This window comes from Nesterenkonia alkaliphila (assembly GCF_009758175.1).
GTDB lineage: Bacteria > Actinomycetota > Actinomycetes > Actinomycetales > Micrococcaceae > Nesterenkonia > Nesterenkonia alkaliphila.
Genome location: NZ_WRPM01000097.1, coordinates 36312 through 59099, shown reverse-complemented (window position 1 = coordinate 59099; position 22788 = coordinate 36312). Strand labels below are relative to the sequence as shown.

Sequence of the window (22788 nt, the reverse complement as noted above, 5' to 3'; positions counted from 1 at the left end):
GGACACACGAAGGGGGCCCCGGGCATCTGCCCGGAGCCCCCTTCGGTTCAGTGCGGACGATCCGTCAGGCCTTGACCAGGCTGCGCAACACGTACTGCAGGATGCCGCCGTTGCGGTAGTAGTTGGCCTCGCCGGGGGTGTCGATGCGCACTACGGCGTCAAACTCCACGGCAGCGCCGTCTTCCTTGGTGGCGGTGACCTTCACGGTCTTGGGGGTCTCACCCTCGTTGAGGGCGGTGATCCCGCTGATGCTGAAGGTCTCGAACCCGGTCAGCCCCAGAGTCTCCGCGGTCTCACCCTCGGGGTACTGCAGGGGCATCACGCCCATGCCGATCAGGTTGGAGCGGTGGATGCGTTCGAAGGACTCGGCAATCACCGCGCGCACGCCCAGCAGACGGGTGCCCTTGGCGGCCCAGTCACGGGAGGACCCGGAGCCGTACTCCTTGCCGCCCAGCACAACCAGCGGAATGCCGGCTTCCTGGTAATTCACTGCCGCGTCGTACACGTAGGCCTGCTCGCCGTCCTTGGTGAAATCGCGGGTGAACCCGCCCTCGACGCCGTCCAGCAGCTGGTTCTTGATCCGGATATTGGCGAAGGTGCCGCGGATCATCACCTCGTGGTTGCCGCGCCGGGAACCGTAGGAGTTGAAGTCCTTGCGCTCCACACCGTTCTCCAGCAGGTACCGGCCGGCCGGAGTATCGGACTTGAAGGACCCGGCCGGGGAGATGTGGTCGGTGGTCACCGAATCGCCCAGCTTCAGCAGCACCCGGGCGCCCTCGATATCCTGCACCGGCTCAGGCTCCAGCTCCATACCCTCGAAGTAGGGGGCCTTACGCACGTAGGTGGAGTCCTCGTCCCAGGCGAATGTGGCGCCTTCCGGGGTATCCAGGGCCTGCCAGCGGTGGTCGCCGTCGTAGATGGTGGAGTACTTGGAGGTGAACATCTCGGTGTCGATGGACTCCTCGATGATTTTCTCCACCTCGATGGGGTCGGGCCAAATATCGCGCAGGAAGACATCATTGCCCTCGGCGTCCTGGCCCAGCGGGTCATTCTCGAAGTCGAAGTCCATGGACCCGGCCAGAGCGTAGGCCACCACCAGCGGCGGGGAGGCCAGGTAGTTCATCTTCACATCCGGGTTGATCCGGCCCTCGAAGTTCCGGTTGCCGGAGAGCACCGAGGTCACTGCCAGGTCCTGCTCCTGCACGGTCTTGGAGATCTCCTCCTCCAGCGGGCCGGAGTTGCCGATGCAGGTGGTGCAGCCGTAGCCGACCACGAAGAAGCCGATCTTCTCCAGGTACTCGATCAGCCCGGACTTCTCGTAGTAGTCAGTGACCACCTTGGAGCCGGGTGCGATGGAGGTCTTGACCCAGGGCTTCTGCACCAGACCCTTCTCCACGGCGTTGCGAGCCAGCACACCGGCGGCCAGCATCACATTCGGGTTGGAGGTGTTGGTGCAGGAGGTGATCGAAGCGATGGAGACTGCACCGTGGTCCAGGTGGAACTCACGGCCGTCAGGCATGGTCACCGGCACCGGCTTGGAGGGACGGCCCACCGCCGGCTCGGCGTTGGGATCCATCGGCCGGGGCTTATCGGCGGGGTCCTGAGACTCGTTCGGGCTGTGTGAGGGCGAGTCCGAGCCCGGGAAGGACTCCGCGGATGCCTCATCGGCCTTACCGTTGAAGCCGTCGGTGGCCGCAGCGGTGTCATCCTCCACGTAGTTGTGGATGTCCTTGCGGAACTGCTCCTTGGCATCGGTGAGCTCGATCCGGTCCTGCGGACGCTTGGGCCCGGAGATCGAGGGCACCACAGTGGAGAGGTCCAGCTCCAGCTGCTCGGAAAACCGCAGCTGCCGTGCGGGATCGTGCCACATGCCCTGCTCCTTGGCGTAGGCCTCCACCAGAGCGATCTGCTCCTCGGTGCGGCCGGTCAGGCGCAGGTAGTCGATGGTGACCTGGTCGATCGGGAACATCGCCGCGGTGGAGCCGAACTCCGGGGACATGTTGCCGATGGTGGCACGGTTGGCCAGCGGCACCTCGGCCACGCCCTCCCCGTAGAACTCCACGAACTTGCCGACCACCCCGTGCTGGCGCAGCATCTGGGTGATGGTCAGCACCACGTCAGTGGCGGTGGCTCCGGCGGGGATCTCACCGGAGAGCTTGAAGCCCACAACGCGTGGGATGAGCATCGAGATCGGCTGGCCCAGCATCGCGGCCTCGGCTTCAATGCCACCCACGCCCCAGCCCAGCACGCCCAGGCCGTTCTCCATAGTGGTGTGCGAGTCAGTGCCCACACAGGTGTCCGGATAGGCGCGCAGTGTGCCCTCGACCTCGCGGGTCATCACCACCTGCGCCAGGGACTCAATATTCACCTGGTGCACGATGCCCATACCCGGGGGCACCACTTTGAAGTCGTCGAATGCGGTCTGGCCCCAGCGCAGGAACTTGTACCGCTCACCGTTGCGCTGGTACTCGATGTCCATGTTGCGCTCGATCGCATCCGAGTTGCCGAAGGAGTCGATCTGCACTGAGTGGTCGATGACCATCTCGGCCGGGGCCAGCGGGTTGATCTTGGAGGGGTCGCCGCCGAGTTCGGTGACGGCCTCACGCATAGTGGCGAGGTCCACTACGCAGGGCACACCGGTGAAGTCCTGCATCAACACCCGGCCGGGGGTGAACTGGATCTCGGTGTCGGGCTGAGCGTTCTCGTCCCAGCTGCCCAGGGCTTTGATGTGCTCGGCGGTCACATTGGCGCCGTCCTCGGTGCGGAGAAGGTTCTCCAGCAGAACTTTGAGGCTGTAGGGCAGGGATTCGTATCCCTCGACCGTGTTGAGCCGGAAGATTTCATAGTCGGCGCCGGCGACGTTGAGAACGCCTTTGGATCCGAAACTGTCCACTGTGCTCACGCTTAGACTCCTTAGTCTCGTTGGCGGGCTGACACAGCGCATGGGTGCGCGCTAATCAACATCCATCCTACTCATAGCGGCGGACCGCTCTGTTTAGGTAACACTCACCGCGTGGCCGCAGATGAATGTGGTTCAAAGAGTGCAACAGATTCCATGTGGTGAGTATTCGGGTACATGTCCAGCAGGGCCAGATCACGGATCTGCCAACCCAGCTCAGCGAGCACCCGAGCGTCCCTGGCGAAGGAGGCCGGATCGCAGGAGACATAGACGATCCGTTGCGGCTGTGAGGCACTGAGCCCCTCCAGCACGGTTTTGGCTGCACCGGCACGGGGCGGGTCCAGTACGACGACGTCAGCAGACTCCAAGCGGGCGGCCACCGTTTCTGCCGAAGCATTGACCACCTCCACTGAGGGGAGGCCTCTGAAGAGCCTCTGAGCAGCTGCTGAGGTGCCTTCGGCGGCCTCCACGGAGAGCACCTGCCCGCTCTCCCCCACCCGGGAGGCGGCCCAGGCGGTGAACAGCCCAGCCCCGGCGTAGAGGTCCACGGCGGTGCCGCCGGGTCCCAGCCCGGCGAACTGGTCCACCTGTTCGACCAGAGTGCGCGGGGCGCTTCGGTGAATCTGCCAGAACCCCTCCGGGGGCAGCTGCACGCTGCTGCGACCATCCACTGCAGCCGGCAGCGGCTCGGTGATCATGCGTTCACCGGTGAGCACCTGATAGTCCACCATGGTGGGCCGCAGCTGACTGTACCGGCGGCGCCGGCTGGCCTGCTTAGGCACCGCCAGAATGATGCTGCCCACCCCGGGGGCGAACTCGGCATACTGGTCCAGCCTCTCTGCCAGTGCGCGGCGCTGCTGATCGCCGGAGGCAGGATCGGTGCGCACTATCAGGGTGAGTGGCGGCTCGCCACCGGGGGCCACGGCGTCGACCGTCACAGCCCCGGTGAAGTCCCAGCTGAAGATGCCCGAGGCGCCCACTGCCTCCACCGCCAGCGGCATGGCACGCAGGGCTATCAGATCATTGCTGCGGTTGGGCTTCATCGCCAGGGAGCCGCCGGCCACGCCGAAGCTCACCCGGGTGCGCCAATGCATACCTGAGCCGTCGGCCCCGGGCAGCTGCTGAACCGGCAGCTCCCCGTCGGGACCGAAGCCGGTGAGGTCCAGACCGCTGATATCAATACCGCCGATCCGCTGCATAGTGTCCCTAAAGACGTGGGACTTCAGCCGGCGCTGGTGGATATCGGTGATATGCCCGTAGTCGGCCCCGCCCACCGGGACCTGGTCATGGTCATAGGCGCGCAGTGCATCAGCCTGTTTCCAGGGGTGCCGGCGGCGGTGGTCGGAGGCTTCGAGGACATCGATCACATCGGCGCGCCAGAACCGGGCGGAGGGGTCGCCGTCGGTGACCACTGCGCGGACGGTCTCCCCGGGCACTGCATGCCGGACAAACACCACCCGGCCTTCATGTCGGGCCACACAGTGCCCGCCGTGGGACATCGTCCCGACGGTGAGCGTGAGCACCCGGGACCCGGTCATCCGGTGGACTTCTGCTCGGCGTCCTCGACGGCCGGGGTCTCGCGGGTGATCATCCATCCCAGCCAGAGCGCGAAGGCGTAGAGCGGAACCCCCATGGCTACTCTAGTGACCCCCAGAGCTGCCTCATTCTCCGCAAAGTACAGCGGCAGCTGCACCACGAGCCGGGAGGCCAGCACTGCGGTGATCAACCAGGTGGCCAGGGCGTACCGGCGGCGCCGCAGGGCATCCTGCCGCCACTGAAACCCCTCTCCCCGGATGAGCCCGAAGAGGATGCCCATGGCAGGCCAGCGCAGAGCCACTGAGAGGCTCAGCCCCAGGATGTACCCGGCGTTGATGAAGAATCCTGGTACGTAGTAGCCGCGGGCTTCGCCGGAGAAATGGGCGAAGGCAGCGCAGATGAGCACCCCCGCCAGACCGGAGAAGGACTGCACCAGGGAGCCGCGCTGCAGCAGCCGGGCCAGAGTGAAGAGCACCCCGATGGCTATGGCCAGGCCGATCGCCACAGCCAAGTCATCAGTCAGGAGGTAGGCGGTGAGGAAAGCGGTGGCCGGCAGCCCCGCCTCCACGATGCCGCGCACCCCGCCCACCGAACCCATCACATCTAGGGAACCGTCCTCCCGGGTGGAGATGCGCTTGGCGGCGGTACCGGAGAGCTGGGCACCGAACTGGTCTGCAGAGGGGGGCGAGGAGGAGCTCATGACCCGTCGGTGTCGCGCTTTGCGGCCTCGGGCACCCCATTGGTGCGATTGGGCTGGGAGCCGGCTTCGGCAGGGTTCTGCCCCTTAGGCACCACCACTCGCTTGGCGCCGGCGGGCGGATTGAGCTTGAGCAGCTCACGCGGGGGAAGCGGATCATCTCCACGGTTGACGATGATCCGGGAGAACAGCTCCTCCACTCCAAGGGAGGCTTTGCGGTCGATGGCCCCGCGGCCGCCGATCACACCGCGCAGGAACCAGCGGCTGCCCTCGAAGCCGATGAAGCGGGCGGCCCGCCAACCCTGGCGGCCGTCCTTGAGCACGGTGGGGACCCGGGCGTGCAGCTCGGGGCCGAACCGGCCCTCGATCATCTTGGTACGGCCCTTCTGCTTAGTCACCGACTCCTGAATCTGACCCCGGACATCCTCCCAGATGCCCCCAGATTTGGGGGCTGAGAACGCCTGGAGCTGGATGCTGGCCTGACCGATGCTGATGGTCAGGGACACCACCCGCTTGGTCTTCTGATCGATGTCCAGGCGGATCTTCTGACCCTTGGCGGCCGGTACCAGGATGGCCCCGAAGTCGATATAGCCCTTGGTGGACTCCACATCCTTGGCGTCACGGGGGCCGGGACCGGGCTCGAAGCCGGATTTGGGCACATCCTCAGCGGCGGCGTCGTCGTTCTGCTGGCTCTCCGGTTCGGTGATCTCCTGCTGGTCACCGGAGACCGCATCTTCCTCACCGGAGACCTCGGCCTCGGTGATCTCGACATCTTCCTCGACCGCCTCGGCGGCAAGCGCCTCTTTGATGGTCTGCGGCTTCTGCTGCTGGTCCTTCTTCTTTTTGCCGAAGAGCATGCGTCTCCTTGATCCTTGCTGTTGGCGCTGTGCGCAGTGGTCTGGTCAGGCGGTGGTGGTCAGGCCGCTGGAGCCGAAACCCCCTGCGCCGCGGACTGACTCCGGCAGCGTGTCCACCGGGGTGAAGACCGCCTGGGCGACCTCCTGGAACACGATCTGAGCGATCCGGTCCCCGCGCCGGAAGCTCACCGGCTGCGTGGGGTCGGTGTTGATCAGCAGCACTTTGAGCTCCCCCCGGTAGCCGGCGTCCACGGTGCCGGGGGCGTTGACCATGCTGATGCCGTGCTTATGGGCCAGCCCGCTGCGCGGATGCACCAGGCCCACCCAACCCTCCGGGATCGCCACGGCAACCCCGGTGGGGACCATCCGGCGCTGCCCGGGCTCCAGGGTGAAGTCCTCTGCGGTGAGCAGGTCCGCCCCAGCGTCGTCGTGATGGGCGTAGCGCGGCAGCGGCAGCTCGGGGTCCAGCTGCTGGATGAGGATCTGAATCCTGTTCACAGTACCTAAGCCTACCGTGGGAAGATGGGGGCTATGAATGACTCTGCGCATTATGCCGAGAAGCTGTGGCCGGCCTGGTGGATTTGGCTGGCCGGGGTGCTCATCGGGGCCTCATTCTCGACGATCTTCTTTCCGATAGATCCGTTCTACGGGTTCGTGGCGATGGCGGCGGGTGTGGCCATCGTGGTGGCGGCGCTGATTGCCATCACGCCGCGGATCGAGGTCACTGACCAGTGGCTGAGAGTGGGGCGCGCTCAGATTGAACGTGAGCATCTGGGCCGGGTGGTGGCGCACTCGGGGGCCGGGGCACGTGAGCAGCTGGGCCCCGGGTTCGATGCGCGCAGCTTCCAATGCATCCGGGGATGGATCGACCCCGTAGTGACTGTTGAGATCACAGATGAGCAGGACCCGGTGCCCTACTGGCTGTTCTCCACGCGGAATCCGCAGGCAGTGCTCGCCGCGCTGGGTTCGCAGGAGCCGGTGCGCACCACCGGCGTCTCGGTCCAGGAAGGCTGACGGCTAAGCCGGAATGCCGACCAGTGGAGCAGCGAGCAGCTCAGCTGAAGTCTTACTGAGCAGCTAGCCGAAGGCGGTGCTGCGACTTCAGGCCCGAAGGCCAGCCCTAGCTGGCCGAGAGCCGAGCGGGGCGTGTGCCCGCCGGCGAGACAAGCACTGCTCAGCTTTCGCAGTCGGTGCAGAAGAACTGACCGTCCTGCTCACGGGCCACCTGCGAGCGGTGGCGGACCAGGAAGCAGGAGGCGCAGGTGAACTCGTCGGCCTGGGCCGGCAGCACGCGTACCTGCAGTTCCTCGTCGGAGAGGTCGGCCCCGGGCAGCTCGAAGCCTTCGGCGGCCTCGGCCTCATCCTCGTCGACCACGGCCGACTGTCGATTGGTGGAGCGGTTCTTCAGCTCCTCGATGGAGTCTTCGTTGACGTCCTCATCGCTCTTCCGCGGGGCATCATAGTCGGTAGCCATAGCAGGTGCTCCAATGGTGGTTCCTACGTCTGTGGCCCAGGTCGGTGCGGCCTGAGCAGACGTTTAAGTTCGCACAGATTGTGTCGTATCGGGACCCGCCTGACAAATCGGGGCCGTCATATTCCAAGCAGGAATCCTTCCAGGCGGGGTTGAGCCGCCCGGGTGCCTGTCTGCCCGGCCGCGATACAGTGGCCCGAAAGAACTGTGAATTGCTGACAACGGAGGACGCTGCTGATGCAGGATCTGCGGATCGTGGGGGTCGACGCTGAGAGCCGGACCCCTCGCCTGCTGCTCTCCGACGACTCCGGAAACGAGTATGCCCTGAACATCGACCAGGCGCTGCGCACTGCAGTTGCCCGGGCGGCCTCCGATGCGGCCGCAGCGGCCCAGAAGCCCTCCGCCAGGCTCTCCCCGCGGGATATCCAGGCTCGGCTGCGGGCCGGCGCCACCTTGGAGCAGGTGGTGGAGGCCTCCGGACTGAGCCGGCAGCACGTGCTGCGTTATGCAGGGCCGGTGGCTGACGAGCGGGCCTACTTCGCCGGCCGGGCCCGGCAGACGGTGGTGGCCCGGGCCTCCAGCGCCGAGGCGCACCGGATGGCCTTCGGCGATGCCCCGGCCACTCTTGAGGCGATGGTCAAAGTCCGGCTGCGAGCCGCCGGAGTTGCTCTGAGCACGATGAGCTGGGACGCCTGGCGCCGTGAGGACGGCCTGTGGGCCGTAGTCTGCAATTTTGACCCCGGCAGCTCCGAGACCCATGCCGCCGGCATCGGCCAGAAGCCGCCGGCCGAATGGGTTTTCGACCCCGCTGGGCGTACTGTGCGCCCGGAGAACAAATGGGCCGAGTCGCTCAGCTCCCTACCGGCTGCCCCGGGGCGCAGTGCCGCTCGCGGCCGGAGACTGGCGCCGGTGGATGAGCCTTTCGACGTGGACGACGACGCCGCGGCCTCCCCTGCTCCGCGCAGCCCATCAGTTGCCCGCCGCACCCCCGTGGAAGGGGCAGACGGCGCCGGGCATGAGGATCTGCTGGAGATACTGCGCGCCCGCCGCGGCCAGCGCCTGGGCACCGATGAGTCCGGTGACGACAAACTGGCCACTCTGCTGACCCGGGACGAACAGGGGCAGTCTGCCCGGCCCGCTAAGCCCTCCCCAGCGGCTGAAGAGACCCTCCCGGGGCTCGGCGAGGGCCTCGAGCAGAACGATGAGCCTGATGCGCAGGAGTCGGATTCAGCTGAGTCCGAGCGCGGTACAGATGCCTGGGGATTCAGCTACGAGGAATCCGGCGATCCGCCAGCGGAGAGCGAATCTGACCAGCCCGCCGAGGAAGAGCCCAAGAAGCGCAGATCCTCAAGCCGCCGCCCGGCCATGCCCCGATGGGATGACATCCTCTTCGGCAGCAAAGACTGAGCTTTGCCGCCATTTCAGGTGTGAAGCTCGGCGTGAGCCGAGCGAGAGGACTGAGTTTTGCGGGCCCGGCCTATGGGGCGAAGGCTCTACCGGTGAGCTCCAGCATCGGGACCTGCCGCTCCGCCTCGGTGATCGAGCCGTGCAGCCCCACCATCTTCAGGAAGTGCCTCCCGGTGCGGGCGATGTGGTAGATGCCGATAGGGGCGTGCACCGCGATGATCACATCCCCGATCCGCTGCAGCACCTGCTGCTGAACCGGTCCGAACCAGCCGGCCTCCACCGCCTCAGCACGGGTGAGTACCCAGGCTGAGTCTCCGAACTCACTACGCCAGCGCTGCGCGAGCTCCGCGGCATCCTGGCCGGGCTCAGCATAGAGATACATCATCCGGGGATCGCCGCCGGTATCCGCCACACCAGCCAGCAGGTCTGCCCGGTCGCTGATGTCGATCCGGTCCGGTTCCGCCACATCCACCATCCCATGGTCAGCGGTCAGCAGAATACTGACCTGCTCCCCGAAGCGTTCGGAGCAGCGGCGGGCGAACCTCGCTGCGGCTGCGTCAAGATCCTCCAGATGCCCGCGCCACTGGGCGGAGTCCACCCCGAACTCATGCCCGGCGTCGTCGATCTCATCCACATACAGGTACACCATCAGGGGCACGGGTGGACCCTGCCGGCTGCCCCGGGGCCGCTGGGCCTCGATCCACTCCGCTGCAGCGGCGAACCGGGCCTCCAGGGTGCCGGCCCCCAGAAAGTCACCGCTGTGCTGCAGGGCGGCCCGGGTCAGGGCCGAGGAGCGGAACTCCGTGCGCGAGACCGTGGCCACCTGCGCCCCGGCCGCAACCGCCTGCTGCAGCACTGTGGGATGCGGCTGCCAGACTGCAGGGTCCAGGTCATCGGGCCAGCCGCCCAGTTGGTTGACCACCCGGTTCAGGGGCGGGGCATAAAGGTCATAGCCGATCAGGCCGTGCTCCCCGGGGGGCAGGCCGGTGCCGAGTGAGGCCAGCGAGCATGCGGTGGTGGCCGGGGCCCCGCAGTCCAGCACCCTAGCCGTACTGGATGTGCGCCAGGCAGAGGCCAGGAAGCGGGCATGGCCGGTGTGGGAGGCGAGGTTCTCCTCGCCCAGTCCATCAGCCAGGATCACCACGGTAATACTGGCCTGGGGCAGACCGAGCCGGTTCTCAAAGCCGCTCAGGCCTAGGGCCGCCGCCGCCGAGCTCAGCACATGCCGCAGGTGCCTGTTCTGATAGTCAGGTGCGGCCGGGAGTTCAGCGGGCATACTTCACGCAGGCCCGGCGCAGCGCCCGGACAAAGCCGCGTGCCTCGTCCACCGCGGTATCCCCCTCTGCGGTGGCGGCGATCCGCAGGGTGATGTCCTCGGGCACGAAGCTGCCGGTGTCCCCATGATCGGCCATGCACTCGGGGTTGCCGCAGTCGGCCGGCATCGAGTCGAACCGGGCGCCCCCGGTCCAGTTGATGTTCAGGGTTACCTCGGCCAGGCCGCGCTGGGGGTCGAAGCGGTCCGGCTGGCGGTGCACCTCGGAGAGAATCAGCGAGCGGATGCGCCCCACCGGCACCACCTCGGTGGAGATCCTCGCTACCACCTCGGCAGGTGAGTCCGTCCGGGTGTTCTCCGGGTGGGGGGCGGCGTCGTCCTCTGCGTCGTGGTCGTCCAGATGAGCCACCACCATGACGTCCTCGGCCAGTACCAGCACGGTGATGTGCCGGTGGACCTCCTCATAGTCGAAATGGGTGTCCACATGGACGATCTGCTGCTCCGGGTCGCGCCCGTCCAGGGCTTCGGTGACAGTGTGATGCACCAGGGAGGGGTAGAACCCTCCGCGGTCGATGGCCGTCTTCAGCGAGACAGTGGATGTGCCCATAGCCATCCATAGTAGCGCTGAGCGTGCTCGAGTATTTTCGAGACGCGGAGTCACGATTCGCGGGCACAGGTCTGATTCGGGATAATGGAGCGGTGCTGCAAACCCAGGCCGACGGAAATGCCACGTTCCATCACCGCAATGCTGCTCTGCTCTCGGTGGCGGAGGTGGAGGCCCCGGAGGTGCTGACCTCCAAGGAGCTCGACCGCAGACTGGCAGACGCCCTGAAGCGGCTGCGGCTGCCCACCGGGCTGCTGCAGCGGGTGGCAGGGGTCAAAGCGCGGCGGAACTGGCGGGCAGACGGTGAGGTGCGCGCCGCCACGGTGGAGGCCGGGCGCAAAGCGCTCAGTGCTGCCGGCGTGGATCCCTCCGAGATCACCGTGATGATCAACACCTCAGTGACCCGCGAGCATCTGGAGCCCAGTGTGGCCGTGGGCATTCACCACGACCTGGGACTGCCGAGCTCAGCGATGAACTTCGACATCACCAATGCCTGCCTGGGGTTCGTCAACGCGATGACCCTGGCCAGCACCCTGATTGACGCCGGCCAGGCCCGCTATGCGCTCATCGTCAATGGCGAGGACGCACGGAAGGTCCAAGATGCCACCGTGAAGCGCATCAACTCCCTGGACGACAACCTCTCCCGGGATGACTTTATGAGCGAGTTCGCCTCCCTGACCCTGGGCTGCGGGGCAGCCGCAGCGGTGATCGGACCTGCCGATGCGCATCCGGAGGGCCACCGGATCATTGGTGGGGTCACCCGCGCGGCCACCCAGCACCACGGACTCTGCGTGGGTGACCACCACGGCATGTTCACCGATGCCCGCGGCCTGCTCGACGGGGGCCTGGAGCTGGTGATGGATGCCTGGGACGATGCCAAGGCTCATTTCGACTGGCAGCAGATGGATGCCTATGTGACCCACCAGGTCTCCCAACTGCACACCTCCTCCATCATCAAGGCAGCCAAACTGGACAAGAAGCGTGTCCCGGTCACTTATCCCGAGCTGGGCAATGTGGGCCCGGCCTCGCTGCCGATCACCTTGGCCCGCGAGGCCGAGCGGCTGCGCACCGGTTCCCGGGTGCTGTGTATGGGCGTGGGTTCAGGCCTCAACACCGCCATGGTGGAGATCCAATGGTGAGCTGGTGGCGCCCTGTCCCCGCGAACCGAGCCAGACTGCCCCATCAGGCCCTGACCAGCACCCCGCTGCCCGGCCTGGCCTCCACCTGGTCCCGGCTGGTGGAGGCGAAGTCCCCGGGCGGACCGCATACCTTTCATGTCTTGGACACCGGGCCGGTGCTCGCCGAGCGCGGCATCAAGCCCACCGGGACCATCCTGGCCCTGCACGGTAACCCCACCTGGTCCTATCTGTGGCGCGGGGTGATCGCTGCCTCGCTTGAGCGGGCCGAGCCCGGCAGCGCATGGCGGGTGATCGCCCCCGACCAGCTGGACATGGGCTTCTCCGACCGGCTGGCCCACCCGGAGCCGCCGGCCGCCGGTGCGCCCAGCTACCGCCGACTCGAGCAGCGCCTGGACGACCTCGATGCACTGGCTGATGCCCTAGACATCGACACTGGTCAGCCGCTTGTCACCCTGGGCCATGACTGGGGCGGCATCATCTCGCTGGCATGGGCGGTGCGGCACAGCAGCAGCGTGGACGCGGTGAGCACCCTCAACACTGCAGTGGACCACCCCTCCGGTGAGCCGGTCCCGCCGGCTCTGCGCGCTGCGATGGCCCCCGGACTGCTGCCGGCGGCCACCGTGCTCACCGACGCCTTCTTGCGCACCACGCTGAGCCTGGCCGAGGGCGGACTGGACCCCCACGTTTCGGCCGCATACCGAGCCCCCTACGTCTCCCGGCTGGGCCGCGGCGGCATCGGCGGGTTCGTGGCCGATATCCCAGCCCTGGCCCAGCACTCCTCCCGCACCGCCCTGGAGGAGGCCTCGGCAGGACTGCGGGAGTGGGAGAAGCCCGCGCTGCTGATCTGGGGCCCCAAGGACCCGGTGTTTCGCGACCGCTACCTGCACGATCTGCTGGACCGGCTCCCAGGTGCCGACTTGCACCGGTTCGAGGGCGCAGGCCATTTGGTGGCCGAGGACCGGAACATCTCCGAGGTGCTCTTCACCTGGTTGCACCAGAAATTCCAGCACGACGCCGCCCCGGCTGCCTCCTCTCCCCCACCGGCGGCAGAGGTGATGGGTCTGCACCAGCAGCTGGCGCAGATGGCTGCCTCATGGCGCCGGGACTCCCCGGCGGTGGTGGAGCTGAAGGACAGCGGCGCCAGCCAGCTCAGCTGGGCCCAGCTGCAGGAGCAGGTCGAGGTGCTCGCCTCCGGGCTGCACGAGCTCGGAGTACGATCCGGGGACCGCGTGAGCCTGCTGGTCCAGCCGGGCAACCAGCTCACCGTGATCCTCTACGCCTGTCTGCGGCTGGGCGCGGTGGCAGTGGTCGCCGATGCCGGACTGGGTCTCAGAGGCCTCACCCGAGCAGTGCGCAGCGCCTGGCCCGACTGGGTGATCGGCGAGAAGCCCGGCCTGGCCGCAGCCGCCGCGCTGGGCTGGCCAGGACGGCGGATCAGCGTAGACGCGCTCTCGCCGCGGGCGGCAGCGATTGCCGGGGTGGAGGCCTCAGTGCAGCGGCTGCTGCGCGGGGGCCGCTCAGCGCAGCTGGACACAGTGCCGATGCCTGCCGGGGAGGACCAGGCGGCCGTGCTGTTCACCTCCGGGTCCACCGGACCGGCCAAGGGAGTGATCTACACACATGCCAGGCTCGGTGCACTGGTGGCCCTGCTGCGGAGTACCTTCAGCATCCAGCCCGGGGCCTCACTGATCGCCGGTTTCGCTCCCTTCGCTCTGCTGGGCCCGGCCATCGGGGCCACCTCAGTGACCCCGGACATGACCGTGACCAAACCTGCCACCCTCAGTGCGGCCGCAGTGGCCGCCGCCGCGCGGGAGGGCCGGGCGACCATGTTCTTCGGCTCCCCTGCCGCTCTGGCCAACGTAGTGGCCACCGCCGGGGAGCTCAGCGAGCAGCAGCGCCAGGATCTGGCCGGGATTCGACTGGTGCTCTCCGCGGGCGCCCCGGTGCATCCTCAGCTGCTGGACCGGGTGCAGGAGCTGTTCCCCACCGCAGAGCTGCACACCCCGTATGGGATGACCGAGGGGCTGCTGCAGGCCGATATCACCCGGCCTGAGATCCATCAGGCCATGGCCACCGGACAGCCCGGGGTCTGCGTGGGCCGCCCGGTGGAGGGAGTGGTCTTCGCGCTGGCGCCCCTGGATGATCTGGGCCGGCCCGCCGAGACGCTGCAGGACCCGCAGAACGTTCCTGGCAAGCTGGGTGAGATCGTGGTCTCCGCGGCTCACTTGAAGGCCGGCTATGACCGGCTATGGCACACTGATCTGCGCTCCAGGCGGGACCGCTATCGGGAGCTGCTCTGGCATCGCACCGGAGACGTGGGGCACTTCGACGCCGAGGGCAGGCTCTGGGTCCAGGGCCGGGTGCAGCATGTGATCACCACCCCGGCCGGCCCGGTGGGACCAGGCGTGGTGGAGACCCCGGTGGATGCGCTGCCGCAGGTGCGCCGCTCGGCCGCCGTAGGGGTGGGGCCGGCAGGAACCCAGGCCGTCGTCGTGGTTCTGGAACCTGCCTCCGGTGCTGAACTCGGCTTCGGCTCATCCCCCTTGGCTCAGCCTGAGGTGAGCCGCCAAGTGCGCGAGGCGTCTAGTGAGGTGCCGGTCTCCGCAGTGCTGGTGGTGGACCGGCTGCCCACCGATATTCGGCACAATTCCAAGATCGACCGCACGGCGCTGGCCGGCTGGGCCGAGCAGGTGCTGGCCGGAAGGCGGGTGAACACACCATGAGCCCGAAGTATGCTCAGCGGATCACTCCCGGGGCTAGAGTTCTGGTGACCGGAGCCTCCGGGCTGCTGGGCCGCAGTGTGGCCGCCCGGCTGGCGGAGCTCGGCTACCAGGTCAGCACCCTGCAGCGCAGCCCCTCCGGGCTGAGCTCCGTGCGGGAGGTCCGCGGATCGCTCACCGACCCTGACGCAGTCAGGGCTGCGGTGGAGGGTCAGGACGCAGTGATCCATATGGCGGCGAAAGTCTCTGTCTCGGGGCGCCGTGAAGAGTTTGAGCAGGTCAACATCGGCGGTACCGAACGGCTGCTGGACGCTGCCTGGAGCGCAGGTGTGGACAATATCCTCTATGTCTCCTCGCCCTCCGTGGCGCACGGCGGATCTTCCCTGGTGGGTGTGGGAGCCGGGCCGGCTGACCCTCAGCGGGCGGAGGGCCACTATGCGCAGACCAAGGCCGAGGCGGAGCTGATCGCCGAATCCCGCGCCGAGGTGGGCATGAAGGTGCTGGTCATGCGCCCGCACCTGGTCTGGGGACCCGGGGACGGTCAGCTGACCAAACGGATCATCGACCGCGCCAAGTCCGGGCGGCTGCCGCTGCTGGGCACCGGGGCTCCCTTGGTGGACACCCTCTACATCGATAACGCCGTGGAGGCCTTCAGCGCAGGGCTGCTGCGGCTGCCGAGCATCGCGGCCCTGCCGGTTGAACAGCGCCGACTGGTGGTTACCAACGGTGAGCCGAGGCCGATTGGTGAGCTGCTGATGGGCATCGCCGCTGCAGGTGGCGCCAAGCCGCCCAGGCTGCGGGTGCCGCCGGTGCTGGCCAAGGGCGCCGGGGCTGCCATCGAAAAGATCTGGGCAGTCACCGGACCGCACGCAGATGAACCGCCGATGACCAAGTTCCTGGCCGAGCAGCTTTCCACCGCCCACTGGTTCGACCAGCGGCACACTCAGCGGGTATTGGACTGGAAGCCTTCGGTGAGCATTGATGAGGGACTGCTCAAGCTGGCCCGGCACATCCGCAGGACCGGGAAAGTGGTCTGAGCAGTTCAGCCGAGGATGCGGCGCAGTGCGGCGGCCTCGTTCTCTGAGACGCTGCCGATGAACCGGGCCAGGACTGCCTCGCGATCAAGGGCAGTGCCAAGCACTTCGTTGAGCATCTCCACCGTGTGCTCCTCACGGGTTGCCGTGGCGGCATAGCGGTGAGGCCGGGTGCTGCGCTCCCGCTCCACCATGCCCTTCTTCTCCAGACGGGCCAGCACAGTGAGCACAGTGGTCACGGCAAGGTCCTCGTCCAGCTGCTCGCAGACTTCATTGGCGCTCAGCTGCTGACCCGACTCCCACAGCAGGGTCATCACTGAACGTTCCAGCTCACCGAGTGAGGCCATGGATGTGCTCCTTCTGACAAAGTTCCTTCCAGCTCCACGATACTCCGATCGGCGCAGCTTTTCTACATTCGGTAGAAGTGTTGCGCTCAGCCGCTGACCAGGGCCGCTGCTGCCTGCGAGAGTGCCTCAGGGCTGGAGCAGACTGCCTCGATGGGCTGATCTGTGGGCACCCCTGAACCGTCCCGTCGGCCCAGCTCAGCGGGCACGGTGCGGGCCGCCCCGCGCTTATCAGCTGCCAGCGGTGGTGCCAGCACTGCTGCACCGAGGCTGAGATGGTCCTCCCCGCGCAGGAAACGGTGGGCGCGCACCCCTCCGGTGTCCCGCCCCTTGGTGGGGAACTCAGCCAGATCGGAGACTTTGACACTCTCACCACCCAGGCCGTCCAGGGTCTCGGCTCCGGCTGCGCAGGTGACCACCACGGCAGCGGCCGGGACCTCGGCTGCGGCTGCAGGAATCACAGAGAAGCCGATCACCGCGTCCTCGGCTCCGAGCTTCATACCCGCTACGCCGCCGCCGGTGCGGCCCTGGGGGCGGACATGGGAGGCTTCAAAGGTCAGCAGCTGGGCGCGCCGGGAGATGAAGACCAGCCGGTCCGAGTCCGCCGCGGTGACCCCGCCGCCGATCACCGTGTCCTTATCCCTGAGGCTGATGACCTCCCAGTCGTCTCCCTTGGCCGGGTATTCCGGACGCACTCGTTTCACCCGCCCGGCGGCGGTGGCCAGCGCGATCACGGCATCCAGGGGGAAGAGCCCGATGAGCTCCTCGTTCTTGGCCAGCTGCAGCGAGCCGCTGAAGAAGTCTTTGATCTTCCCACCCTGGTTGAGGTTCACCGTGCCGCCGGCAATCTCCAGCACCGGCATCTCGATCACCGGCACCCGCAGCATCCGGCCGGCAGAGGTCACCGCCCCGATCTCCGCCCGCGCGGTAGTGGCCAGCAGGGAGCGCAGCGCATCGTGCTTGCGCCGGCGCGGCGGGTGCAGCAGAGCTGAACGGTCGGTGGTGCGGGCCAGCATCCCGGAGGCGGAGAGCAGCACCCAGCAGGGTGAGTCGGGGATTTCCAGGCCGCCGGCGGCGTCGTGGGTGCTTCCCTGGGCCCGACTAGTGCCAGCCGGGCTGGGGGCAGGCTCAGCCTCCGCATCCACCAGCTCGGACCGGCGGTCGTCCCCGTACTGCTCTGCGACTTCGGCCAGCTCATCAGAGACCGTCTGGCGCAGCAGAGCCTCGGAGTCCAGAATGGCCCGCAGCTGGGAGATCTCCTCCTCGAGCTTCTGCTTCTCCTGCTCCAGCTCCAAGGTGGAGTACCGCGTCAGCTGCCGCAGCCGCAGCTCCAGGATGTGCTCAGCCTGAGGCTGGGTGAGGTCAAAGATGGTGATCAGCCGTTCTCTGGCCGCGGCAGTGTCCTCTGCGGCCCGGATGATCTGAATGACCTCATCAATGTCCAGGATTGCGATCAGCAGGCCCTCGACTAGATGCAGACGGTCCTGCCGTTTGCCCAGCCGGTGCGCGCTGCGGCGGCGGACCACATTTATGCGATGGTCCACGTAGACCTGCAGCAGCTCCAGAAGTCCCAGGGTGCGCGGCTGGCCGTTGACCAGAGCCACATTATTGATCCCGAAGCTGGTCTCCAAAGGAGTGTGTTTATACAGCTGGGCCAGTACAGCATGTGGGTCGAAACCGGCTTTGAGCTCGATGACCATCCGGGTGCCGTGCTTGCGGTCAGTGAGGTCCAGCACATCCGAGACCCCGGCGAGCTTCTTGGCCTGAGCGGCCTCTTTGGTCTTGGCGATGACGCTTTCCGGGCCCACCATATAGGGCAGCTCAGTGATCACGATCCCGTTGCGCCGGGCGGAGACCTGCTCAACGCGCGCTTTGGCCCGGATCTTGAAGCTGCCGCGACCGGTCCGGTACGCCTCGTGGACCCCGTCCAGGCCGATGATCCGCCCACCAGAGGGGAAATCGGGCCCCGGCACATGGGACAGGAGGTCCTCCAGCGTGGCCTCGGGGAGGGCGACCAGGTGTTGGGCGGCGCTGATCACCTCGCGCAGATTGTGCGGCGCCATATTGGTGGCCATGCCCACCGCGATGCCGCTGGCTCCATTGACCAGCAGATTGGGGAACGCCGCCGGAAGCACCCCGGGCTGCATGAACTGGTTGTCGTAGTTGGGCTCAAAGTCCACCACGTCCTCATCGAGGTCCGCGTTCATCGCCAGGGCCGCCGGTGCCATCCGCGCCTCGGTGTAACGGGGGGCTGCAGGGCCATCGTCCAGCGAGCCGAAGTTGCCGTGCCCGTCTACCAGGGGCAGCCGCAGCGCCCAGGACTGGGCCATCCGGACCAGGGCGTCATAGATTGCAGCATCGCCGTGCGGATGCAGCTTACCCATCACCTCGCCCACAACGCGTGCGGACTTCACATAGCCCTTATCCGGGCGCAGCCCCATCTGGCCCATCATGTAGAGGATCCGCCGCTGCACCGGCTTGAGGCCATCCCGGGCATCGGGCAGTGCGCGCGAGTAGATCACCGAATAGGCGTACTCGAGGAATGAGGTCTCCATTTCGGAGGAGACGTCGATATCAGTGATGTTCTCGGCCGGGGTCACAGGGGCCGCGGCAGCGGGACGACGGGCCATAAGCGGTGCGGAGTGTCCTTAGTGTCGTAAGCGTGCAGATATCTGGTTAGTCTTGATCCTATGGGTGAAGAGCCGAAAAGCAGCGGATATCCTGCCCACTGGGAGGCAGATGTTGTTCTGCGTGATGGAGCCGCCGCCCAGGTGAGACCAGTGGGGCCAGAGGATGCGCAGCGGCTGCAGCGGATGCATGCCGCCCAGTCTGAGTCCTCCATCTATCTGCGGTACTTCACGTATAAGTCTGCGCTTACCGAGAAGGAGCTGAAGCGGTTCACCTCCGTGGACCACCGCAACCGGGTCTCCCTGGTGGTGCTGCTGGCCAGTCCCTCAGGAGAGCAGGAGATCATCGGGGTCGGCGGCTTCGACCGGATTGACCAGACCAGGGAGGCAGAGGTCTCCTTCAACATCTCGGATAAGCACCAGGGCAGAGGCCTGGGCTCCATCCTGCTGGAGCACCTGGCCGCTGCCGGCCGGGAGTGCGGAATCGAGCGATTCACCGCGGAGGTCCTGCCGGAGAACCGCAAGATGCTCACCGTGTTCTCCGAGGCTGGCTATGAGGTGCAGCGCAAGTACGAGGACGGGGTGGTGCTCGTAGAGTTCTCCATTGACCCCACGGACCGCTCCCGGGCAGTGATGGAGTCCCGTGAGCACCGCGCCGAGGCACGCAGCGTGGGCGAGCTGCTTGCCCCGGCCCAGGTCGCCGTGGTGGGCGCCTCCCGGGAGTACGGCTCAGTGGGCTATCACCTGCTGCAGAACCTCATCGAGGGCGGGTTCACCGGAGGTGTGCACTCGGTGAACCCGGAGGCCTTTGAGGTGGGCGGGGCGCCGGCCTACTCCTCGCTGGCCCACATTAAGCAGAAGATAGACCTGGCGGTGGTCGCAGTGCCTGCGGACCATCTTCCGGAGGTGATCGCCGACTGCGGGCGGCACGGGGTTAAGGGCATTCTGGTTGTCACCTCCACCACCACTGCCCAGCAGCGCGAGCTGGTGCGACTGGCCCGCCGTTGGGGGATGCGGATCATCGGGCCGGCCTCGGCAGGCCTGATCAACACGGACCCGGATATCAGTCTCAACGCCTCGCTCTCCCCCACTATGCCGGTCGCCGGAGGGGTTGCTCTGTTCAGCCAGTCAGCCTCCATGGGAGTCTCTCTCTACGCCCAGGCGCACCGGCGCGAGCTGGGCCTCTCCGCGGTGATCTCCGCCGGAAACCGCGCAGACCTCTCCGGCAATGACGCCATGCAGTACTTCGAGGACGATCACGCTACCCGGGCCGTGGGGATCTACTTGGAGTCTTTCGGCAATCCCAGGAAGTTCTCCCGGATCGCCCGCCGGCTCTCGCTGTCCAAACCGGTGGTGGTGGCCACCAGTGACCTGATGGGGCACCGGTTGCCCCCCGGCCATGAGGTCCGTCTCTCCCGGGCCCCGCAGGGCGCGCTGGACGCGATGCTGAAGAATTCCGGGGTGATCCAGGTGGGCAATCACGACTCGCTGATGGATGTGCTCCAGGTGCTGGGCACCCAGCCCCTGCCCGCCGGGAAGCGGCTGGGCGTGCTGACCAACTCCGCCTCGATGTCGCGGCTGCTGGCTGATGCCGCAGAGTCTCAGGGACTCAAACCCACCACAGTGCACGGGGATCTTGAACTGGACGGCACCCGCCGCCAGGCGGAGCAGAATCTCACCGCGGCGCTGGCTCGGCTGTTCGAGGATGATGAGGTCGACGCCGTGGCCGTCTGTCTGCAGCCCACCATCACCGGGGACCATTTCGACCATTCCCGGGCGGTATCGATGACCGCCCGGCAGTACACCAAACCGATGGTGATGTCTCTGATCGGCACTTTGGAGGCCAATGTGCCGCTGAACTACATCGGCAACGCCGGGCCGGTCATTGAGACCTCGGCACTGCAGCAGGGAGTGCCGATCTTCTCCTCCCCGGCCCGCTCCGTCTCTGCCCTGGCCAAGATCGTGCGCTACCAATCCTGGCGGGCGCAGGGGGTCGGGGAGACCTATATCCCCGAGGGGCTGGAGGGCACCCGCGTTTCGCGCGAGGCCGACCGGATGCTCGAAGGCTGGTTGGAGGGCGTCGAGGGTGCCGCCCTGCGTCGGCTTAGCCAGGAGGAGACCAACCGGCTGCTGGGCTGCTACGGTCTCGCCGTGCTTCCCTCTGTACCGTTCGAGACGGCCGATGACGCCGCGGCAGCAGCCCGCGAGCTCGGCTACCCGGTGGCGGTGAAGTCCACCAATGCCTATCTGCGGCACCGCCTGGACTTAGGAGGCGTGCAGCTGAACATCGACTCAGAAGAGATGCTGCGCCGGGTGGTGGCTGAGATGCGGCGCCAACTGGCCAAATACGGCAGCCCCGGCCTGGAGGTCCAGGCCATGGCCCCGACCGGGCAGGGCTGCATTGTGCGTGCCATCGAGGACCCGATGATGGGTCCGGTGCTCTCTTTCGGGATCTCCGGGGATGCAGTGGACCTGCTCGACGACTGGGCCCATGCGGTCCCCCCGCTGAGCGATCAGGACCTGTCCCGGCTGCTGAGCACCCCGAAAGCCTCCCGGAAGCTCTTCGGCTACCAGGGGATCCCCGCGGTCGACTTCGACGCCCTCGGCGAGACTGTGCAGCGGGTGGCGATGCTCAAGGATAACCATCCGCAGGTGGCGAATCTGCAGCTCTCCCCGCTGCTGGCCTCCCCGGAGGGTGTGAGCATCCTGCATGCCAGTGTGGAGATCGCCAACCCTGAGCAGCGCACCGACTCCGCCCGGCGCGCCATCAGCCGCTACTGAGTCCGGTCCGCGAGCAGATGCCTATAGCTGTTCACTCTGCCTAGAGCTATAGCGCTCGGCGATGCGAACAGCTCTAGGCACCACACCGAAACCAGAGGCTCATCATGGGTTATCCCCAGGCGCTGACGCCCTGTGGATAGTTTTCTGCGCGGTTCGGGAGTTTCCGCAAGGATCAGAGCATGGCCACAACCTCCTCACCGAGCGACGCCGCACTGCTTATCAGCCGTGCCCAAAAGGATGGGACACACCTCTCCCATCACCTGACGCGCCAGCTCCAGTCTGGCCGGGTTCTGCGGTTGCGGCGCAGGGTGTACCTGCCAACCCAAGCATGGCTGGAGGCTTACCCCTTCCAACGGTTGACCTACATCGCAGCTGCCGTGTCAGCACAGCTGGATGAACCAGTGTTCTGCCGCGAGACCGCCCTGCATCTGCACGGACTCCCGCTGATCCGCCTGCCGGCAGCAGTACAGGTCCGTGCGCCCTCGCGGCATCATGTCCGGAAGCTGCCTCAGCCAAGTATGACCGGCAGGCTGAGCCCGGATGCCTTCCTCGCCGCCGCCCGGCATCAGAATAAGGAGCTGGCCATCCATCAGAAGGGAGTGCAGTTCGCAGGGTTCGGCACCCACTTCGTCTCACCGACGGGGATTCCGGCTTCTCCCGGGACCATCCGGGCAGATGCCGCTGGTCAAACTGTATTCCTCGAGGACATCCGACTGGCCCTGGCGGACACCGTCCCGCGTATGGCGTTCAGTGACGCGGTAATCGTGCTCGATGCAGCCCTCAGAGGCTCCGACTCCAGGGCGGCGGTCCCCCGTGACGCGCTTCTCAAGACCGCAGAGACGCTCGCCTGGTCCAGGAGCAGACTGCACCGATGGACGAGAGCGGCGGCCTTTGCAGACCCCTTATCTGAGTCGCCGGGAGAATCACTGGCCAGGGCCTTGATTCATGAATTGGGGTTCACGGCCCCGCAGCTGCAGGTGACCCTGACCGTGGATGGGCAGAGCTATCGGGTCGACTTCCTCTGGGATGAGGCCGGCATCGTGGGAGAGTTCGACGGTTGGACGAAGTTCCAGGACAACGGCCGGGAATCGCTGCGTCAGGAGAAGATCCGCGAGGATGCCATCCGCAGCACTGGCAGGACCTTCATGCGGTGCTACTGGGAGGATCTCCAGGAACCCCTTCGACTCAAGAGGAAGCTCCAGCGAGCTGGGGTACCGCGGGCAGACGCCTAGAGTTGTTCACTCTGCCTAGAGCTATAGCGCTCGGCGATGCGAACAGCTCTAGGCGCACCGGTGCAGCACAGGTCAATGACACGAGCGCCCCGCATGCAGGGGCCCACCAGTCATTAGACTGTCTGGGTGACCGTTCCACCCTGCATCACCGCCGGACTCCTCACTGA

General features: G+C 66.7%; 17 protein-coding genes. 7 read left to right on the top strand and 10 right to left on the bottom strand.

The window, feature by feature from the left end:
• Window positions 1–64: 64 nt before the first annotated feature.
• The 5 genes from GNZ21_RS13470 to dut form a co-directional block, all read right to left on the bottom strand.
• Window positions 65–2902, bottom strand: coding sequence for an aconitate hydratase (locus tag GNZ21_RS13470; RefSeq protein WP_276529592.1), 2838 nt, complete (start codon window positions 2900–2902; stop codon window positions 65–67).
• Between the two features lie 104 nt (window positions 2903–3006).
• Window positions 3007–4437: a class I SAM-dependent RNA methyltransferase gene (locus GNZ21_RS13465; RefSeq protein WP_157325194.1), complete on the bottom strand. Its 1431-nt coding sequence runs from the start codon at window positions 4435–4437 to the stop codon at window positions 3007–3009.
• Window positions 4434–5135 (bottom strand): DUF3159 domain-containing protein, encoded by a 702-nt coding sequence (locus tag GNZ21_RS13460; RefSeq protein WP_157325193.1) that lies wholly within the window; start codon window positions 5133–5135, stop codon window positions 4434–4436. Before GNZ21_RS13460 ends, GNZ21_RS13465 begins: the two co-directional genes overlap by 4 nt.
• Window positions 5132–5989 carry a DUF3710 domain-containing protein gene (locus tag GNZ21_RS13455; RefSeq protein ID WP_157325192.1) on the bottom strand — a complete coding sequence of 286 codons (858 nt, stop codon included), beginning with the start codon at window positions 5987–5989 and terminating at the stop codon, window positions 5132–5134. The genes GNZ21_RS13460 and GNZ21_RS13455 overlap by 4 nt, the downstream gene beginning before the upstream one ends.
• A gap of 45 nt (window positions 5990–6034) precedes the next feature.
• Window positions 6035–6538, bottom strand: coding sequence for a dUTP diphosphatase (dut, locus tag GNZ21_RS13450; protein WP_157325191.1), 504 nt, complete (start codon window positions 6536–6538; stop codon window positions 6035–6037).
• On the opposite strand from dut, the gene GNZ21_RS13445 reads away from it, so the two are divergent.
• A complete protein-coding gene (locus GNZ21_RS13445; RefSeq protein WP_229659370.1) occupies window positions 6521–7003 on the top strand; it encodes a DUF3093 domain-containing protein in 483 nt (160 codons plus the stop codon). The genes dut and GNZ21_RS13445 overlap by 18 nt on opposite strands.
• Before the next feature lie 160 nt (window positions 7004–7163).
• Here GNZ21_RS13445 and GNZ21_RS13440 read toward each other — a convergent pair whose 3' ends face one another.
• Entirely contained in the window at window positions 7164–7463 is a 300-nt protein-coding gene (locus tag GNZ21_RS13440) for a DUF4193 domain-containing protein (RefSeq protein ID WP_157325188.1), read from the bottom strand.
• Between the two features lie 234 nt (window positions 7464–7697).
• Here GNZ21_RS13440 and sepH point away from each other — a divergent pair, with 234 nt between their 5' ends.
• Window positions 7698–8867: a septation protein SepH gene (gene sepH / locus GNZ21_RS13435; protein ID WP_157325187.1), complete on the top strand. Its 1170-nt coding sequence runs from the start codon at window positions 7698–7700 to the stop codon at window positions 8865–8867.
• A 70-nt stretch (window positions 8868–8937) separates the two neighbouring features.
• Here sepH and GNZ21_RS13430 read toward each other — a convergent pair whose 3' ends face one another.
• Both GNZ21_RS13430 and GNZ21_RS13425 read right to left on the bottom strand, forming a co-directional pair.
• Window positions 8938–10143, bottom strand: a complete 1206-nt coding sequence (locus GNZ21_RS13430; protein ID WP_157325186.1) for an alkaline phosphatase family protein — start codon at window positions 10141–10143, stop codon at window positions 8938–8940.
• Window positions 10133–10747 carry a DUF5998 family protein gene (locus tag GNZ21_RS13425; RefSeq protein ID WP_157325185.1) on the bottom strand — a complete coding sequence of 205 codons (615 nt, stop codon included), beginning with the start codon at window positions 10745–10747 and terminating at the stop codon, window positions 10133–10135. The genes GNZ21_RS13430 and GNZ21_RS13425 overlap by 11 nt, the downstream gene beginning before the upstream one ends.
• A gap of 92 nt (window positions 10748–10839) precedes the next feature.
• On the opposite strand from GNZ21_RS13425, the gene GNZ21_RS13420 reads away from it, so the two are divergent.
• From GNZ21_RS13420 to GNZ21_RS13410, 3 genes are read left to right on the top strand one after another with little or no spacing between them, the layout of a single operon-like run.
• Window positions 10840–11883 carry a 3-oxoacyl-ACP synthase III gene (locus GNZ21_RS13420; protein WP_229659371.1) on the top strand — a complete coding sequence of 348 codons (1044 nt, stop codon included), beginning with the start codon at window positions 10840–10842 and terminating at the stop codon, window positions 11881–11883.
• Entirely contained in the window at window positions 11877–14606 is a 2730-nt protein-coding gene (locus GNZ21_RS13415) for an alpha/beta fold hydrolase (RefSeq protein ID WP_157325184.1), read from the top strand. Before GNZ21_RS13420 ends, GNZ21_RS13415 begins: the two co-directional genes overlap by 7 nt.
• Window positions 14603–15640: an NAD-dependent epimerase/dehydratase family protein gene (locus GNZ21_RS13410; RefSeq protein ID WP_157325183.1), complete on the top strand. Its 1038-nt coding sequence runs from the start codon at window positions 14603–14605 to the stop codon at window positions 15638–15640. Before GNZ21_RS13415 ends, GNZ21_RS13410 begins: the two co-directional genes overlap by 4 nt.
• Before the next feature lie 5 nt (window positions 15641–15645).
• Here GNZ21_RS13410 and GNZ21_RS13405 read toward each other — a convergent pair whose 3' ends face one another.
• Both GNZ21_RS13405 and GNZ21_RS13400 read right to left on the bottom strand, forming a co-directional pair.
• A complete protein-coding gene (locus GNZ21_RS13405; protein WP_157325181.1) occupies window positions 15646–15984 on the bottom strand; it encodes a BlaI/MecI/CopY family transcriptional regulator in 339 nt (112 codons plus the stop codon).
• An 86-nt stretch (window positions 15985–16070) separates the two neighbouring features.
• The gene (locus GNZ21_RS13400; protein WP_157325179.1) at window positions 16071–18611 is read right to left on the bottom strand and encodes a DNA gyrase/topoisomerase IV subunit A; all 2541 of its coding nucleotides are present in this window, start codon (window positions 18609–18611) and stop codon (window positions 16071–16073) included.
• 60 nt (window positions 18612–18671) lie between these two features.
• On the opposite strand from GNZ21_RS13400, the gene GNZ21_RS13395 reads away from it, so the two are divergent.
• Together GNZ21_RS13395 and GNZ21_RS13390 are read left to right on the top strand one after the other, a co-directional pair.
• Complete coding sequence (locus tag GNZ21_RS13395) at window positions 18672–21389, top strand: GNAT family N-acetyltransferase (RefSeq protein WP_157325178.1); 2718 nt, start codon at window positions 18672–18674, stop codon at window positions 21387–21389.
• Window positions 21390–21568: 179 nt separating this feature from the next.
• Window positions 21569–22621, top strand: a complete 1053-nt coding sequence (locus tag GNZ21_RS13390; protein ID WP_157325177.1) for a hypothetical protein — start codon at window positions 21569–21571, stop codon at window positions 22619–22621.
• Window positions 22622–22788: the final 167 nt, after the last annotated feature.